This is a genomic window from Saliphagus sp. GCM10025317, assembly GCF_042663665.1.
In the GTDB taxonomy this organism is placed as follows: domain Archaea; phylum Halobacteriota; class Halobacteria; order Halobacteriales; family Natrialbaceae; genus Natronosalvus.
Map to the genome: position 1 here is coordinate 1 of NZ_JBHTAQ010000004.1, position 16,485 is coordinate 16,485.

Genomic DNA, 16,485 nt, shown 5'->3' on the forward strand with positions numbered 1-16,485 from the left:
CCGGAAACAGGTCGTTGTTCGAGGCGTGATCGTAGTGGAGGTGGGTGAGGACGACGTAGTCAACGTCGCCGGGTTGAGGCCGCGTTTGGCGAGACCGTCCACGATCGGTTCGCGACCGCCGTTCCTGATTGTCCGCCCTCCGGCAATGGTCTCACCCGGCTCGTGTTGCTCAACGCCGGTATCGACGAATATCACCGTGTCGTCGTCCGGATCGTCCGCCGTGATCAGGAACGTAATCACCGGAATGGGAACGGGCGGCTCGTCGTCGTGGAGGTACGTCAGTCCGCCTTTCGTGATAGGCGATTCGATGACCCCGGACTTGATGGGGTGTACGGTGTACATGCGCTCAATTACCGTATTACGGATACAGTGATATAAACGTCTGGTCCGTTCTGTCGATGTATTCGCTCGGAGGCGTGGATTGGCAGCACTCGCTTTCGAATCAGGATCTGATTCACCGTCGTACTCCGCTCACGTTGCCGACGTCGGCCGTGCTACAGAACCACAATCATTATGCCGTTACACCGTGCGCTTACTCTGTATGTCGACATTCCCGAGCGAAGAGTGGTTCGAAGCGGCAGTAGACTGGCTTGCCAACGACGCTCAGTTCGATCGAACGAGCGTACACTTTGACGCGACGGTGCTGTTCGAGTTTGGCGACGACGGCTACGTCGTTGAATTAAGCGACGGGGAGATCGACGCGGTCCACACCGAACCGATGTTTGTCGGCTGGGACTTCGCGGTTCGTGCACCCGTCGACACGTGGGAAAACTTGCTGTCGGAGTCGCCACCGCCGTTCTACAACGATCTACGGAGCGTCTGGCTCCAGTACGACCTCGAGATCGAGGGCGATCTGAAACGTGCCATTCAGCACTGGCGGCCGCTCAAGCGGATGGTAACCGCCTTCGCGGAGGTGAGCCGATGAACACCGACAACTTCGAGCACGGCGAGCACGAAGAGGTCGCCGGGCGCTACGTCTGGATCAATCACGCTGATTCCGAGTTCCGAACGTACTACGAAGTCGCCGGAGACGGCGATGTTCCGCTCGTTTGTCTCCACACAGCTGGTGCCGATTCGCGGCAGTACCGACACCTGCTCAACGACGACGACATCCTCGAGGACTTCACTGTCTATGCGTTCGACATGCCGTGGCACGGCCGCTCCTATCCACCGACGGACAAGCGCTGGTGGGAGTCGACCTACCAGCTGACGACCGAGTTCTACGCTGGCTTCATCATGGAATTCGTCGAGACGCTCGACCTGGCCGATCCGGTCGTTATGGGCTGTTCGATGGGCGGCGAGATCGTCCTTGAACTGGCCATCAATCACGACGATCGGGTCCGCGCGATCATCGGTCTCGAGACGACGGAATACGTCCCCGCGAGCGAGACTGGCTACCTTGACAACGTGGTCGACTTCCTCGACCACCCTCAGGTAAACCAGGAAGTGTTTCGACCCGAATGGATCTACGGACTCCAGGCGCCCCAGAACCCCGAAGCCTGTAAGCGCGAGGCCTGGTGGATCTACAGTCAGGCGGGTCACGGCGTCTATGCCGGCGACATCTACTTCTACACTCGCGACTGGGATGCTCGTGACCGTCTCGATCAAATCGACACTGACGAGTGCGACGTCTACTTCCTCACGGGCGAGTACGACTTCTCTGGCCGGCCGGAAGACACCGAGCGCGTCGCCGAACAGATAGACGGCGCCTCCTCGAAATCATGGACGAGATGGGGCACTTTCCACCCGTCGAGAATCCCGACGCCTTCAAGGAGTATCTGGAGCCGGTACTCGCGAAAATCCTCGAATCGGAGTAATCGATCGAATTGCGTCCACCTTCTTACGGTTGTACCGCGTCTACGATCGTCTGCGCGTCATCGAGTGTCGAGAGATCGGTCACGGTCTCGAGTAACCGTTGGCGTTTCTCTTCGGACAGTCGCGATTCGGTCAGGTCGTGGAATTTCGACTCCAAACGCTCCGCCGACAGGGGATTCTCCGGCGATCCGAGCGGGTAGTCGACCGCTTCCTCGAACCGATCGCCGTCGGCCGTCTCGACGACGACGCAGGTGGCACGCGTCTCCGGGTACCGTGCATCCATCTCAGGGTCTGCCGTCACCACGATTCGGTCTCGCAACGAGGCGAGATCGGCGTCGACGTCAGGATCGGAGAACGCCGATCGGTCGTCGGTACCGGTGAACAGGGCCGTCGTGACTGCGTGAGGCATGCTCATTTGGGCATCGAGTATTGTCTCGACGGCAGCTTTGTCGTGGCGCGCCGCAATTGCGTACGTGCCGACTTCGACGCGCTCAATCGCCCACGGCTCTAAGCCGGCATCTCGGATCGCGAGGCAGGCGTCGATCGCTGCGTGAAGATGTCGACAGCATGGATACGGTTTCTGGTATGTGCGGGTGATCTCGAAGGGGTCTCCGAGGGTTGCCAGCGGCGCCGGGTCGTATTCGTCGGCGAACGCGGCCGCGAAGCCGTCCTCCCCTTCGAGGATCGTCTCCGGCCCGTCGAAGCCTTCCGTTGCGAGCCTCGCTGCGGTGATTCCCGCCATGGCGGCCCGTCCTGGATGGAACCGCTTGGCCATCGAACCGTCGGTGAGAAACTCGAAGAGACCGCCGGCCTGGGTTCCTGCCAGTCCGAGCGCGTACGCGAAATCCCGTCGGTCGAGTTCGAGCAAACGGCCGGCGGCCGCGGCGGCCCCGAAACAACCGAGCGTCGCTGTCGCGTGGAAGTGTCGCTCCCGGTGGGACGGCTGTACTGCCATCCCCGTTTTGAGCATCGCCTCGTATCCCGCGACGACGGCGGCTGCGAGGTCGTCGCCCGTAACCTGTCCAGCGATCGGTAATACTGCGAGAGCGGCCGGCAGGACGGCGGTGCCGGGGTGGGCTGAGGCCCCCCGGTGGCCGTCGTCGACTTCGAGTGCGTGCGCGGCCGTTCCGTTCGCGAGCGCCGCGAACTCGGGCGTCACCCGCTCGTTCGTCCCCAGAATCGCCGCTCCACCGTCTGGGCTGGCCGTCCGGACGTACGCTCGCATGCGCTCGCTTTCGGGCGTGTCGACGCCCGCTACGCAGGCACCGATCGTATCCACGATTGCCGTTTTGATCTCCGTTCGGACCGATTCAGGGATCTCGTCCCCGTCGAGCGAGGAACAAAAAGCTGCGAGACGGCGCGTCTCCTGTCCGGGTGTACTCACAGTCGTATCAGTCATTGATGTACGGTGCTTTCTCCTTGACGGTATAAAACTCTCCGCTGGAAGCGAGAGGAAAATCAGCGACCGGATTATCCCTGCGATCCGAGGTACGCGTTCTGGACTTCTTCGTTCTCTCTGATCTCTTCAGGCGTTCCTTCTGCGATCTTCGCCCCGAATCGAATGACGATCACCCGATCGACCAACGTGAGTAGCCCCCGCATGTTGTGGTCGATGACGACGAGAGTGTATCCTTCGTCCCGGAGTTCCGAAAACAGTGAGAGAGCTCTGCGACCTCCGTACTGGTCAACCCTGCGAAGGGTTCGTCGATCAGAATCAGATCCGGATCGTTCGCCAACGCCCGCGCCAGTTCGAGGCGGATCATCTCGGCGTGGGGCAATTCGCTGGGCTCCTGGTCGATACGGTCGTTGAGTCCGACCCGCTCACAGAGTTCGATCGCTCGGTCTTGCGTCTGGCCTAACAGCCCGGAGACCGTGAACAGCTTGTCCGTCGACAGCGGCAGCATCACGTTCTCCAGAACGGTCCGATCGTTGAGCGGTCGAAACGACTGGAAGGTGCGGCTGATCCCCCGATTAACGATCTCGTGGGCTGGCAGGTCGGTGATGTTCTCGCCGTCGTACCAGACGGTTCCCTCCGTGGCCGGGAACATCTTCGTCACGCAGTTGAACGTCGTTGACTTCCCGGCTCCGTTGGGACCGATGAAGCCGAGGATTTCACCCTCTTCGACGTGGAACGAGAGGTCGCTGACTGCGACGAGCCCGCCGAACCGTTTGGTGAGGTTCTGCAACACGAGCAGCCCGTCCTCGGACGAGTAGCTCTCGGAATCGACTGCTGATTTGGTTTGAGACGTGTCTGATTTCATTTCTCACCACCTCTGTTGAACGCATCCTGGAATCCGTTACGCAACTTGTCCATGGACTGGCGCAGCGGCGAATCGTTCTCGTCCGACACGCTCTCTTCGTCTGCTCCGATGAGTTTCCGTCCGCGTTCGATCAACCATGGAATGAACCCTTGCGGCTGGTAGAACATGATTAGTACGGCCATCGAGTAGAAGAGGACAAGATCAATGTGAGAGATCGCGACGTCGGTCGTCGGGATCGTCGTCCCCACGTTCGCGAGTTGTTCGCGAAGCATGAAGAAGAAGATGCCGCCGCCAGCGGCACCGATGATTGTTCCCATGCCGCCGATGACCGTGGCTGTGATGATGTTGATGTTAACCGACAGCTCCAGTAACTGACCCGGCGTTGCGGATCCGACGTTGCTGTGTACCAACAGCGCTCCGGCGAGACCGCCTACCGTCCCGGAGAGCACGAACGAGTAGATTTTGTACTTCGCTGGGTTGATACCCGCGGCGACGACCGCGTCCTCGTCTTCGCGAATCGCGGTGAGGATTTCCCCAGTATCGGAACGGGTGATCGCGTAAAACAGCGCGAACATGGCGGCGAACAGGGCGAACGCGATGTAGTAGTTGACCATCGGCTCAGACGTGATGTTTTCTGTACCGGTGAGACCGACTTCGCCGCCGGTGAAGTCGCTGAAGTAGATGAATACCTGCAGCAAGATTAGCGGTGCTGCCATCGTCACGAGCGAGAGGTACGGTCCATGAACCCGCAGTGTCGGGATGCCGAGTAGCAGGCCGCCGAGAGTCGCGGCCACCATTCCGATTGGAATCGCCAGTACCGGATCGAGCCCGTAGTGAAGGTTCATAATTCCCGACGTGTATCCCCCGACCGCGAAGAAGAACGCATGGCCGAAACTGATCTCTCCGGTGTAACCGGACTGGAAGTCCCAGGTCATCGCGAACGTGGCGAGATACAGGGCACCGGTCATTCGTAACACCGTGATCGTATCGAAGACGAACGGCAGTAGTCCGATTACTACGAACAGTACCACGCCGATCTTTCGCCGGAGCGGCAAGGGAAATTCTGAAAGTCGGTGCATCATACTTGACGTCCTCGCTGTGTCGCTCATTATTCTTCCTCCATGATGAGTTCACGCCCGAACATTCCCTTCGGTTTGAACATGATCACAAGAACGAGGATGACCATCCCTCCCAATCCGTTGAGCCGCGGGCTGACGAAGGAGACCATCGCTGTCTCAACTCCACCAATTAGGTATGCGCCAATAATGCTGCCCTTGATCGATCCGAGACCACCGATGACGACGATGGCGAACGCGAGAATCAGTGGCGTAAGTCCCATGTTGTAGGTCGCCGTCTGGAACGAAGCGAGGAACACCCCCGCAACACCCGCAAGAACGCCTGCGAGAATCCAAACAGAGAGGAACATCCGCCCGCTGTTTATCCCCACGACGGCGGCACCCTTCGTGTCCATGCTCGTGGCAGTGATCGCCCTCCCGAGCAGTATACTTGATGAACACCATTAACCCGCCGATGATAACCCAGGAGAGGACGAATACGATGATCCGGTTGATCTGGACTCTCGCACCCAGAATCTCCGTCGTTCCGGGGATCAGCGCAGGTACGACTCGTGGTGAACTTCCGATCGAGATCAAAACGATGTGCTCGACGACGACCGCGAGAATGAGTGTCATCACCATGATTACGATCGGTTTCTTCTGAATCGGTCTGATCATCCCGAGGTATAATGCAGCGTTTACGACCCCTGGAACGGCCAGCCCGATCAATAATGCTACTGCTACCGGTACCCCCGACGCGTACGAGTAGTGTGCGGCGTACGCGCCGATCGTGATTGAGGCACCGTGAAACAGGTTGATCGCATTCCCAACGCCGAAGATCATCGTGAACCCGATTGCGATAAGCGCGTACAGTGCACTCAGCAGTAGCCAGTTTGCGATAACACTGATCATGGGCTTTTCACTCCTAGCATGGTATGCTAACACCTCTACCACTATATTAAACCTGCTGTTCGGTCCAGATCTTACGACCAAAAGTCGAGTAATGCCGGCAGGTTACCGACCGGAACGTGACTCGACAAGCAATCGCAACTCTCCGTCTAAGATGAGATCGTCGTCCTGGTTGTGCACTTCCGATTTCAGAGTGACGATTCCCGTCCCCGCCTTGGGTTCGACGTTCGTGACTGTCAACTGCGGGAAGACAGTATCGCCGATGAACACTGGCTCATGAAACGTCGACTTCTGACTTAGGAAGGCGATCATCGACTCGTGCAGATGCGGGGAGAGATCGGTCGCTCCGACGACGGTAAGCGAAGTGATCAGCATTCCGTGGGCCACCCGACGTCCGAACTGCGTCTCGCTTGCGTACTCTTCGTCTATGTGGATTGGGTTGAAATCACCCGTCAATCCGGCAAAGTCCCGGAAGTGGGATTCGGAGATCGTTTGTGACGGCCCGTTCCAGACCGAGCCGATCTCGATGTCCTCAAGATACAGCTGTTCGCGCGTCATACTCCGACGTTGTCAACGAACGTTCTTAGTCGTTCGTGCGGGAAGATACATAGTGTCGCGGTTCACCGTCGAGGCTCACTGTGTATAGTTCCGGAGGCTGCCGTACAATTGCGGCCTGTGCGTCGTTTTGCGCGTCGAACGATCGACATATGCAGACCGACGCTACCCCCACAGTTTAGTAATCTACGCACCTTTTTCCAGTAATGGTGTTACCACAGCGCGCGTTCCTCGAGGAGAATGCGGACCTGCGGACCGATGAGACAGCGATCCGATCGGTCGACGCCGACGAAACGCTGAGCTATGGTGAGTTCGACGAGCAGGTCAACCGGTTGGCGAATGGCCTCCGAGAACGAGGACTGCGGCCGAGTGATCGCGTCGCGATGGCACTACACAACACCGTCGAGTTCCTGGTGACGATGTACGCCTGTCACAAACTCGGTCTCGTCGCAGTTCCGATCAACTATCGTCTCTCCGCTGGAGAGGTCCAAACTATCCTCGACGACGCCAACGTTGCAGCCGTAATCTACGACGCGGCGTTCGCCGACACCGTAGAGCCTGCCGCAAACGACTCGATTCGTGAGAGGGCGCCGATCAGGGTAGGTGGCTCCGGCGAGGCGGAATCCTACGAGACGGTCCTGGAATCGGGATCGACCGAGCGGCCGCCGCCGATCGATCAGGGGCCCGACGAGCCGACGTACCTCATTTACACCAGCGGGACGACCGGCCGCCCGAAGGGGGTCGTACACACGGTCTCGTCGGCCCGGGAGCGGACGCTCGCGGCGATCATCTCCTTCGACATCGATCCCGACAGCGTCGTTCTCTCCCAACTCCCGTACTTTCACGGCGGTGGCTTGGACGCGGCGCTCCGTTCGTCGTTGACGGTCGGCGCGGGCTCGTTGTCTCCTCGGCGTACGCGGACCCCGATCTGTCGCTCGATACGATCGATCGCCATGGCGTGACTCACGTAGTCGGCATTCCGACGGTGAGCAGGCGAATGATCGAACAGGGAGACGTCGACGCGTACGACCTGTCGTCGATCGAGTGCTGGTACCACACCGGGGAAGTGATGCTCGAAGATCGGGCACGAGAGTTCCAGTCCGAACTCACCCCGAATGTGATCAATTCCTACGGCTCCTCGGAGGGCGGATTCATCACGGTCCTCCGTTCCGATGCGCTCACTGAGCAGGCCGGGACGGTTGGCAAGCCCACCCTCGGTACGCGGATTCGCGTCATTGACCTTGACGTTGACGGTCAAGCTGATCCCTCTCGGACCGTTCCGCGAGGCGAAGAGGGTGAGGTGATTATCGAGTCGGACCAGCTGTTCGACAAGTACTTCCAGAACGCCACTGCCACGAGCGAGGCGTTTCGCGAAGGGTGGTACTATACGAACGACCTGGGCTTCGTGAACGATGACGGCTACCTGAAGATCACTGGCCGTGTCGACGACGTCATCATCAGCGGCGGCGAACTGATCGCACCGGCGGAGGTCGAAGAGATTCTTGAGAGGCACCGAGCCGTCTACGAAGCGGTCGTCGTCGGCGAACGTGACGACGAGTGGGGAACGCGTCGCGGCCTTCGTTGACCCGGACGGCGACGTGACCGCGGACGAACTTGACGCCTTCTGCCGGGACGAGGCCGATCTCGCGGCCTACAAGCGGCCTCGATCGTACGAGTTTGTCGACGAGATCGAACACACCGAGAGCGGAAAGAAGTCCAGAAGTACTTACCGGAAGCATTGATTCGGGAGCACCTCCCGGGGAAGATCGAACGCCTACTCGTCTGAGTCCGTCCAGGGACCGGGGTCGGCTTCCTCGGCGGTGTCAGCGCTTTTCATCTCACCGTCCTCGAATGTGAACGGTGTGATGAGTTCGATGAGCGTCCCGTGAGCGGAACTGGGGTGGATGTACGTGTAGACGTTGTCGCGATCGGCCTCGGGATCGGATCGCCAGGGTCGATCGCCGACGGTCGTGAATCCGAGTTCAGAGAGGGTCGCGAACAGTTCGCCGAACTCGCTCTTCGGTGAGATCCAGAAACTGATGTGATGGAGTCCTTCGCCGAACTTCTGGATGTAGCTGCCAATCGCTCCGGAGCCGACCTCGCCCGGTTCCAGGAGTTCGATCTGCACGCCGTTTCCGGTTTCGAGATACGCGAAGCGCATCTCCTCGACGAGATTTCCGTCTTCGTCGTACTCATAGCCAGGATCGATGCGGTGGGACTCGGCGTCCTCACCAAGGAGTTTCCCGAACGTTTCGACGGCTTCGTCCAGATCACGGACAGCGATACCGACGTGATCCAGACCGGTGATCCGGTCCATGCGGTGGCAATTCGGTCAGACGGCTATAAGAATTGTGCCGGTCAACGGACCGAATCTACGGGTCGTCGAGTGATCCATCTTCACTGGTTGTCTGCCGTTCTCGTTTCCTGCGGACGAGGCGTGCCTTCCGCCGTACACCTGGGCGGCGTCAGGTCGGTTAGGGAGCCAGCTCAATCGGGTGTCAGATCGGCCGAGCGACGATTCGCGCTGGGGCACCATCGCCGCCCCTGATCTTCGATGGATACGCTCGGATCTCGATCCGTTCGCCAAGCAGTGGTTCGAGGTTCGTTAGGTGTTCAGCGATGAGGACATCGTTTTGTAGAAGGGGTTTGTGGATCGGGTATTCGTCCCAGTCGTCAGGCCGGATCGAGTAGGAGATGTCCGGACTGACCGTGTCGACACAAAGCATCCCCGCTTCCTTTTCGAGCAGCCAGTCGGCGACCTCGGGTGCGAGCCATGGGTAGGGATCGTAGTCGTCGTCGCCGTACTTGTGATACCAGCCAGTGTAGAGGACGACGGTGTCGCCCGCCTGAACCTCGCCCTCGGCGGCTTGCAACTCCTCGAGCTGGATTTCGCGGGCTTCGTCTTGTCGCACGTCGAGGACGACCCCCTCTCCGTGGAATCGTTCGATCGGTAATTCGTCGATCGTCCGTCCGTCTGGATCGAAGTGCAACGGCGCGTCAACGTGCGTGCCGACGTGGGTCGGCGCGCAGTAACACTGGACGTTGATACCGTCCTTCTTAACGTCGAACACCGTCTCGAATTCCGGTTCGGGGAGCATCGCCGAGTGGGGCATCTCGCCGTGAAACGGCTGTGTGAGATCGTACCACATACCAGGATAGAGGAAGGTCAGCGACATAAAAGTCGTCTATCCGGACCTGCCGACGGCGAACCAGGCCTGCGACGGTGCTGGTTAGTCCCACGAAGTTATGGTGTATGAGAGCGATTGTCGTACGAGTCCTCATGACACAGCGAGTTGCAGATCAGGTGAGCGAGTACTTCGAACGACGCGGCGTTGAGTACTACTTCGGGTACCACGGCGGATCGGTCTGGCCTCTCCTCGACGGCCTTCGCGACTGTTCGGCGGAGGGAATCCAGGTGAAACACGAAGCTCAGGCCGCGCACATGGCCGACGGCTACTTCCGCGTCTCCGGGAAGATCGCACCAGTGGTCGTCACGAAGGGACCCGGCGCGTTGAACGCCCTCCCGGGCGTCGCGAACCTCATACACGACTCAACCGCAACCGTTGTCGTCAGCGGCGGCGTGTCGACCCAGCACAAAGGAAAGCTGGCCTTCGAGGCGCTCGATTACCACAATCAGGAAGGATTGCTTGACGTGTATGAGGAGGTGACGAAGCGGACCTGGAACGGCTACCGGCCCGATACGGCAGTGGACTTCCTCGATCGGGCGTTCAAGACCGCCCTCGAGGGGCGGCCCGGTCCGACAGCTATCGTGCTTCCCTACGACGTCCAGAACACCGAGGTCGAGGTCAACGTGCCGGACCCCGCGGACTCCCGGGCCGACTCCCGTCCAGAGCCGGCAGCGGAGTCGCTCTCGAAGGCGGCCGACGTCCTCGCCGAGGCCGATCGGCCGCTCGCGATCGCGGGCGGCGGTGTCAGGCTCTCCGGCGGTACCAACGAGTTTATAGATCTCGTCGAGGCGTTCGAGATTCCGTTCGTGACCACCCACATGGGGAAGGGGGCGTTCCCCGAGGACCACGACCTCTGTCTTGGCCCGGTCGGCCGGTCCGGCTGGGAGTGTTCGCTCCAGGCGACGCGCGACACCGACGTCATCCTCGCGATCGGCTGCCGGTTCTCGGACGGGAACACGATGGGATACGAGAAGGGCGCGGTGTACAACGTCCCACCAACGAAGGTGATTCACGCGGATATCGACTCGAACGAAATCGGCAAAAGCGTCCCGGTTGAGGTCGGCATCGTCAGTGACGCCACCTCATTCGCGGAACAGTTCCGTGATCGACTCGCCGCCGACGGGGTCAAGACGGTCGGGACGGACGACTGGCGCGAACAAACGGCCACCTGGAAGGCCGATTGGGACGGCTGGGTCGCCGAGACGACGAGTCACGAGGGATCGCCAGTCCACCCCCACCGGCTGGTACACGACACGAAGGAGACGATGGCGGACGACGACCTTTTGTTCGTTGACGTCGGCGACGTGATCCAGTACGCTGAGCCGTTCGCCCGCGTCTACGAAGAAGACACGTACTTCTTCAACGGTGGAATGCTCCAAATGGGGTGGGGTGCAGGAGCGGTGCTCGGCGGAAAGCTCGCCGCGCCAGACCGTGAGGCAGTCTGTCTCGTCGGCGACGGCGCGCTTACACAGAATATGAGTGTGATCCCCCTCGCTGTCGAACACGACATCCCGGTAACGTGGGTACTTTTGAACAACTACGGCCCCAACATCGAGCGGAAGGGCCAGCGCAACATCTGGGGCGAGGCCCACGAATGGGGATCGTTCGGGAACGAGGACGATCTCTACAACCCGGACTGGGTCGCCTTCGCCGAGTCCTGCGGCGCAGCGGGGCGCCGGGTTGAACGCTCGGAGGAAGTCGCCAGCGCCGTCCGCGAGGGTCTCGACTCCGACGTGCCGTTCCTGGTTGACGCTGTGATCGACCGCGACGTCCCGACGTACTTCACGCCCGGTCTCGAGCACAACTATCCGACATCCTGGACGGAGTCGGCCGACTACCTGTGACCCCCCCCGTTTCGACCGGCGTCGACTATATGATATCTCGCTTGGCCAGCTCGTCGAGATCCTCCTCGTCGTATCCGAGTCGATCGCCAAGCACCTCCGTCGTGTGTTCGCCGAGTTTCGGCGGCGGGAGGCGAACGTCGACCTCCAGATCCGAGAACTTTACTGGGATACCCGGCAGCTTGAGCCGATCGCCGTCGGGGTGTTCTATCTCCTCGATCATGTTGCGCGCGTCGACGTGGGGATCGTTCACCACGTCCTCGACGTCGTTGACGGGCGTACACGGGACACCGGCGTCCTGGAGTCGATCGATCCACTCCTCGGCCGGTCGCTCGGCGAACAGCGCCTCGAGTTCTCGATCGAACGCCTCCCGGTTCTCGGTCCGGCCGCCGAACGTGCCGAACTGTGAGTGATCGATCCACTCCTCGCGATCGACCGCCCGGCAGAACTTCGGCCAGAGGCTCTCGCTGACGACGCCGACTACGAGGTAGTCGTCGGCCGTCTCGACGGCCTGATACGGGGCGAGGTTCGGGTGCTTCGTTCCCAGCATCCCTGGCGTCTCCCCCGTCGCGAAGTAGTTCGTCACGTGGTAGAGCATATAGGAGAAGGCGGTGTCGAAGAGGGCGATGTCGATATACTGCCCTTCACCGGTCCGTTCCCGGTGGTACAGTGCCGTCAGGATGGCGTAGGTGGCGGTCATTGCCCCGGAGATGTCGGCGATCGAGACCCCGATGCGAACCGGTTCGCCGTCTTCGGTTCCGGTGACACTCATCAGCCCAGACTCCCCTTGTGCGATGATGTCGAACAGCTTCCGATCAGCGTACGGACTGTCTTCGCCGTAGCCCGAGAGCGAACAGTAGATCAGTTCCTCGTTTTCCGCCGCGAGAGTCTCGTATTTCGCGTCGAACGTCTCCGCCTTTCCGGGACTGAAGTTGTGGACGAACACGTCCGCATCGGCGGCGAGTTCGTGGAGCACCGACTGTCCGCGCTCCGTCGTCATATTGAGCGTGATGCTCTTCTTGTTTCGGTTAAGGCTCGTGAAGTACGCAGAGTAGTCTCCATACCGCGTCGCGAAGTTCCTGGTCAGATCGCCGGTCGACGGTCGCTCGATTTTGATCACTTCAGCTCCTAGGTCACCGAGGATTTGCGTCGCCAGTGGCCCAAATAGGGCCTGCGTAGAATCGAGGACGACGAGGTCCTTGAGCGGGCGCATGGCAGATCAATTAGAGCAGTAGTATTTAAAACCTTAGCGCCGGTGACGATCCCGACGCGTCTGCCGATCGGTAGATATCGCGAATCGCGGATTCGACGCTAAACCAGCAGCGCGTCGAATCCGATCCGGTACGCGGCACAAAACGCTATGTGGCTGGAATCGATACGTCGGTGCATGACGTTCCTCGAGGGTGTCCGCGTGCTGGACGCGACCCGGATGATCGCCGGTCCGCTCGCGTCGATGTACCTCGGCGACCTCGGCGCGGAAGTGGTCAAGGTCGAACAGCCCGGCCGTGGCGAGTTGACTAGGGAGTTCGGTCCGTTTGTCGACGGCGAGAGCGCGTACTTCGCCTCGCTCAACCGGAACAAGCAGTGTCTCACGCTCGATCTCGCGACTGACGAGGGAAGCAATATCTTCCTCGAACTGGCCGCTGAAGTCGACATCGTCCTGGAGAACTTCAAACCCGGCGTCACCGAGCACTTCGGGATCGACTACGACTCGGTTCACGACGTCAACGACGACGTCGTCTACTGTACGATCACTGGCTTCGGCGAGGATTCACCGTACGCCGACACGCCCGCGTTCGACATGGTCGTCCAGGCGATGGGCGGTGCGATGAGCGTCACCGGGGAGCCGAATGGGCCGCCGGTCCGGAGCAACGTTCCGATGGGCGACGTGGCTCCGGCGATGTTCGCCGTCCAGTCGATCCTCGCGGCGCTGTACGCCCGCGACGTCGGCGACGTCGGCGGCGAACGAATCGAGGTCTCGATGCTCGACGCGATGATCTCTTGGCTCGGTCCGCGGGCGGCGAGGAGCGTCGTCTTGGACGAACCGTATCCGCGCACCGGAACCGCCCACGAGGAGTTCGCGCCGTATCGCCGGTTCGAGACGGCCGACTCCCACGTGGTCGTCTGCGTCGCCGCCGAAAGCCTCTGGCCGCGGTTCTGTCGGGCGATCGATCACGAGGAATTGATCGATGATCCGCGCTTCGCGACGAACGCGGATCGGAGCGCCAGCCAGGATGCGCTGTACGAACATCTCGAACCGATCTTCGAACGCCGGTCCACGACGGAGTGGGTGGAACGACTCCGCGACCACGGCGTCCCCGTCGGGCCAGTGTACGACACCCTCGAACTGTGGAACGACCCGCACGTTGAACACCGTGAACTGCTGCAGTGGCTCCCAGGCGACCGTGCTGGAGAGGAGTTACCGTCTGTCGCGTACCCCGTCCAGTTCTCGGGCGACCTCGACGACCCATCGGCGCCGGAGGCGATCGGCGCGTCGACGGAGCGGTACCTCCGGGACCTCGGCTACTCGCCGGAAACAATCGAGTCCCTCGCCGAGAACGGCGTGATCTGATTCGACGAGCGTACGATAATCGGACGGTCGATAGCATTAGGACAGGCGGTAGGATTATTTCGATCCCGTCCGAGTCGGCCTGTATGGGTAATTATTCGTACGAAATCAGCCACCCGGTCCGGTATCGCGACATGGACCCGATGGGGATGGTCAACAACGCAGTATTCGCCACGTACACCGAGCACGCACGGATGGAATACTTCGCCGACATCCTCGACGTACGACTCGAGGAGGTTTCGACGGTCCTCGCAACACTGACAATGGACTATCGGCGTCCAATCGAAGGCGGCGGAGACGTGACCGTCGCCATGCGCGTCGATGACCTCGGCGAGTCGAGTATGACGATGGCATACGAAATCAGGGACGAAGACGGCGTCACCGCAACCGCCGAGACGGTACAGGTCGCGGTCGACCCAGAAACCGGGTCGTCGCGTCCGCTGCCCGAGGAATGGCGCCGACGCATCGAGGCCCACGAGGACCTCGACGAGTAACGTTTCGACGAACAATTATAGTTATAGAGATCGAACTTCTTTGAGCCATGGTAACGCTCGTCAGTTTCACTCGTCAAAAAAGACGATCTGACTCAGGAGGAGTTCGTTGAACACTGGATGGACGAACACGTACCGCTCGACAGCCAATTACCGGGCCTGCAACGGTACGCGACGATTGTACCGGACGACCCCGGAGACAGCCGATACGACGGCGTCGCGATACTGGAGTTCGACGACGAGACGACGGTATCGGAGGCGTTCGATTCGGAGGTAGGTCTGCGAACCGTCGACGACCTTGACAACTTCGTCGCGGAGGTCGTTCGGGTGGCCGGAGGAGAAATCGTACACGTCGAGTGAGTCGGCTCCCGCCGCAGTAATGGGAGCGTCCCGTAAGCCAGTCCGGTCAGCCGAGCACGTCGTCGATCGCCTCAACGATGAGCTCGACGCCGACCTCCGCCTGCTGTTCGGTGATGACCAGCGGCGGCAACAGGCGAACGACGTCACCACGCCGACCGGCGGTCCAAATGACAACGCCGCGCTCCAGCGCGGCGGTCTGTACCGTGCGGACGACCTCTCCCGCGGTTCGATCGCCCGTGCCCGCGAACTCGACGCCGATGAACAGCCCCTTCCCCCGGACGTCGACGACGGCGTCGTGCTCACTCGCGCACTCCGCCAGCCGACTGCGGATTAGGTCGCCGGTCCGGACGACATGGCTGAGCAGGTCGTGCTCCTCGACGAATTCGATCGCAGCGAGTCCGGCGGCCATCGCAGGGAGGTAGCCGCGGAACGTTCCGGTGTGGGCGCCCGGCTCCACCGTGTCGATGCGCTCGTCGTACACGGTCGCGGAGAGCGGCAGACTCCCGCCGGCGGCCTTGGCCACCGGCATCGCGTCGGGAGAGACGTCGTACCAGTCGCTGGCGAACCACTTTCCGGTGCGACCGAATCCGGTCTGCACCTCGTCGACGACGAGCGGGACGTCGTTCTCCGCGGCGATCTCGGCTAGTCCGTCGAGGAATCCCTCGGGGCGGGCTGAACGCCGCCCTCGCCCTGTATCGGTTCAACCCAGATGCCCGCCGGATCGGCCATCCCGCCGTACGGGTCCTCGATCGCCTCGCGGACGGCGGCCAGCGACGCGTCGACCGCGTCCTCAATCGACCCGTCCATCGCCAGCGTCCGCGGGTGCGGTAGGTGCGTGACGTCCGGCAGCAACGGCGCGTACTCCCGCTTGGCGCTGCGCTTGGCCGACAGGCTCAGCCCACCCGACGTCGAACCGTGGAAGTCCCCGGTGAACGTCAACAGCCCGCGATTCCCGGTCGCGTGTTTCGCGAGTTTGATCGTCGCCTCAACTGCGTTGCTGCCGGTCGGGCCACCGAACATCACCGTCCCGTCGTCGCGGAGATTCCCCGGCGCGATCGCCGTCAGCTTCTCGACGAACGCCAGACGCGTCTCCGTCGGAAAGTCGAGCGTGTGCACGAGTCGTTCGGTCTGTTCGGCCGCCGCCTCAACGACCCGCGGGTTCGAGTGGCCCACGTTCGCCACCCCGACACCCGCGAAGAAGTCAGGAAGACGTTGCCGTCAGCGTCCCGAATCGTCGCCCCCTTCGCCTCGTCGAGGGCGATCGGCACCCGGTTCGGATAGAGCACGGCACCGCTCTCCACCCGTTGCTGGCGCTCGATGAGACGCCTCGAGTTCGGCCCCGGTATGTCTTCAACTTGCGGTTCCTGAGCGAGATGGAGGCGTCTGAGCGCGTCGGCGTCTCCCATGGTCGCGATTCGTACGCACCGGTAAAGAATGTTGA

15 protein-coding genes and 5 pseudogenes are annotated in these 16,485 nt (G+C 61.2%); 8 read left to right on the forward strand and 12 right to left on the reverse strand.

Annotated elements, in window-relative coordinates:
- Positions 1–52 (reverse strand): annotated as a pseudogene (locus tag ACFQS4_RS01165) (hypothetical protein); the annotation flags it as partial.
- A 489-nt stretch (positions 53–541) separates the two neighbouring features.
- Here ACFQS4_RS01165 and ACFQS4_RS01170 point away from each other — a divergent pair.
- Positions 542–925, forward strand: coding sequence for a hypothetical protein (locus ACFQS4_RS01170; RefSeq protein WP_497903258.1), 384 nt, complete (start codon positions 542–544; stop codon positions 923–925).
- Positions 922–1,536, forward strand: a pseudogene (locus ACFQS4_RS01175) (alpha/beta fold hydrolase); the annotation flags it as partial. The gene ACFQS4_RS01170 and the pseudogene ACFQS4_RS01175, both read left to right, overlap by 4 nt.
- A gap of 304 nt (positions 1,537–1,840) precedes the next feature.
- Here the strand turns inward: ACFQS4_RS01175 and ACFQS4_RS01180 are convergent.
- The 7 genes and pseudogenes from ACFQS4_RS01180 to ACFQS4_RS01210 all read right to left on the reverse strand — a co-directional run bounded on the left by ACFQS4_RS01180 (position 1,841) and on the right by ACFQS4_RS01210 (position 6,598).
- Complete coding sequence (locus tag ACFQS4_RS01180) at positions 1,841–3,214, reverse strand: MmgE/PrpD family protein (RefSeq protein WP_497903290.1); 1,374 nt, start codon at positions 3,212–3,214, stop codon at positions 1,841–1,843.
- A gap of 71 nt (positions 3,215–3,285) precedes the next feature.
- A complete protein-coding gene (locus ACFQS4_RS01185; protein WP_497903291.1) occupies positions 3,286–3,417 on the reverse strand; it encodes an ABC transporter ATP-binding protein C-terminal domain-containing protein in 132 nt (43 codons plus the stop codon).
- The gene (locus tag ACFQS4_RS01190; RefSeq protein ID WP_497903292.1) at positions 3,384–4,076 is read right to left on the reverse strand and encodes an ABC transporter ATP-binding protein; all 693 of its coding nucleotides are present in this window, start codon (positions 4,074–4,076) and stop codon (positions 3,384–3,386) included. Before ACFQS4_RS01190 ends, ACFQS4_RS01185 begins: the two co-directional genes overlap by 34 nt.
- Positions 4,073–5,158: a branched-chain amino acid ABC transporter permease gene (locus tag ACFQS4_RS01195; protein WP_497903261.1), complete on the reverse strand. Its 1,086-nt coding sequence runs from the start codon at positions 5,156–5,158 to the stop codon at positions 4,073–4,075. The genes ACFQS4_RS01190 and ACFQS4_RS01195 overlap by 4 nt, the downstream gene beginning before the upstream one ends.
- A gap of 26 nt (positions 5,159–5,184) precedes the next feature.
- The gene (locus ACFQS4_RS01200) at positions 5,185–5,547 is read right to left on the reverse strand and encodes an ABC transporter permease subunit (protein WP_497903293.1); all 363 of its coding nucleotides are present in this window, start codon (positions 5,545–5,547) and stop codon (positions 5,185–5,187) included.
- A gap of 88 nt (positions 5,548–5,635) precedes the next feature.
- Positions 5,636–6,043: pseudogene (locus ACFQS4_RS01205) on the reverse strand (ABC transporter permease subunit); the annotation flags it as partial.
- 102 nt (positions 6,044–6,145) lie between these two features.
- The gene (locus ACFQS4_RS01210; protein WP_497903263.1) at positions 6,146–6,598 is read right to left on the reverse strand and encodes a MaoC family dehydratase; all 453 of its coding nucleotides are present in this window, start codon (positions 6,596–6,598) and stop codon (positions 6,146–6,148) included.
- A gap of 203 nt (positions 6,599–6,801) precedes the next feature.
- Between ACFQS4_RS01210 and ACFQS4_RS01215 the strand changes: the two are divergent.
- Together ACFQS4_RS01215 and ACFQS4_RS01220 are read left to right on the forward strand one after the other, a co-directional pair.
- Positions 6,802–8,180: pseudogene (locus ACFQS4_RS01215) on the forward strand (class I adenylate-forming enzyme family protein).
- Entirely contained in the window at positions 8,143–8,337 is a 195-nt protein-coding gene (locus ACFQS4_RS01220) for an AMP-binding enzyme (RefSeq protein WP_497903294.1), read from the forward strand. The pseudogene ACFQS4_RS01215 and the gene ACFQS4_RS01220 overlap by 38 nt, the downstream one beginning before the upstream one ends.
- Before the next feature lie 32 nt (positions 8,338–8,369).
- Here ACFQS4_RS01220 and ACFQS4_RS01225 read toward each other — a convergent pair whose 3' ends face one another.
- Positions 8,370–8,912: a VOC family protein gene (locus tag ACFQS4_RS01225; protein ID WP_497903265.1), complete on the reverse strand. Its 543-nt coding sequence runs from the start codon at positions 8,910–8,912 to the stop codon at positions 8,370–8,372.
- A gap of 181 nt (positions 8,913–9,093) precedes the next feature.
- Positions 9,094–9,744: a cyclase family protein gene (locus ACFQS4_RS01230; protein WP_497903266.1), complete on the reverse strand. Its 651-nt coding sequence runs from the start codon at positions 9,742–9,744 to the stop codon at positions 9,094–9,096.
- Between the two features lie 131 nt (positions 9,745–9,875).
- On the opposite strand from ACFQS4_RS01230, the gene ACFQS4_RS01235 reads away from it, so the two are divergent.
- Positions 9,876–11,627 carry a thiamine pyrophosphate-binding protein gene (locus ACFQS4_RS01235; RefSeq protein WP_497903267.1) on the forward strand — a complete coding sequence of 584 codons (1,752 nt, stop codon included), beginning with the start codon at positions 9,876–9,878 and terminating at the stop codon, positions 11,625–11,627.
- A 25-nt stretch (positions 11,628–11,652) separates the two neighbouring features.
- Here the strand turns inward: ACFQS4_RS01235 and ACFQS4_RS01240 are convergent, their stop codons facing one another.
- Positions 11,653–12,837: a CaiB/BaiF CoA transferase family protein gene (locus tag ACFQS4_RS01240; protein WP_497903268.1), complete on the reverse strand. Its 1,185-nt coding sequence runs from the start codon at positions 12,835–12,837 to the stop codon at positions 11,653–11,655.
- Positions 12,838–13,011: 174 nt separating this feature from the next.
- Here ACFQS4_RS01240 and ACFQS4_RS01245 point away from each other — a divergent pair, with 174 nt between their 5' ends.
- The 3 genes from ACFQS4_RS01245 to ACFQS4_RS01255 all read left to right on the forward strand — a co-directional run bounded on the left by ACFQS4_RS01245 (position 13,012) and on the right by ACFQS4_RS01255 (position 15,044).
- Positions 13,012–14,196: a CaiB/BaiF CoA transferase family protein gene (locus ACFQS4_RS01245; protein WP_497903295.1), complete on the forward strand. Its 1,185-nt coding sequence runs from the start codon at positions 13,012–13,014 to the stop codon at positions 14,194–14,196.
- 83 nt (positions 14,197–14,279) lie between these two features.
- The gene (locus tag ACFQS4_RS01250) at positions 14,280–14,687 is read left to right on the forward strand and encodes an acyl-CoA thioesterase (protein WP_497903269.1); all 408 of its coding nucleotides are present in this window, start codon (positions 14,280–14,282) and stop codon (positions 14,685–14,687) included.
- Positions 14,688–14,774: 87 nt separating this feature from the next.
- Positions 14,775–15,044, forward strand: coding sequence for an EthD family reductase (locus tag ACFQS4_RS01255; RefSeq protein WP_500191994.1), 270 nt, complete (start codon positions 14,775–14,777; stop codon positions 15,042–15,044).
- A gap of 46 nt (positions 15,045–15,090) precedes the next feature.
- On the opposite strand, the pseudogene ACFQS4_RS01260 reads toward ACFQS4_RS01255, so the two are convergent.
- Positions 15,091–16,450: pseudogene (locus ACFQS4_RS01260) on the reverse strand (aspartate aminotransferase family protein).
- Positions 16,451–16,485: the final 35 nt, after the last annotated feature.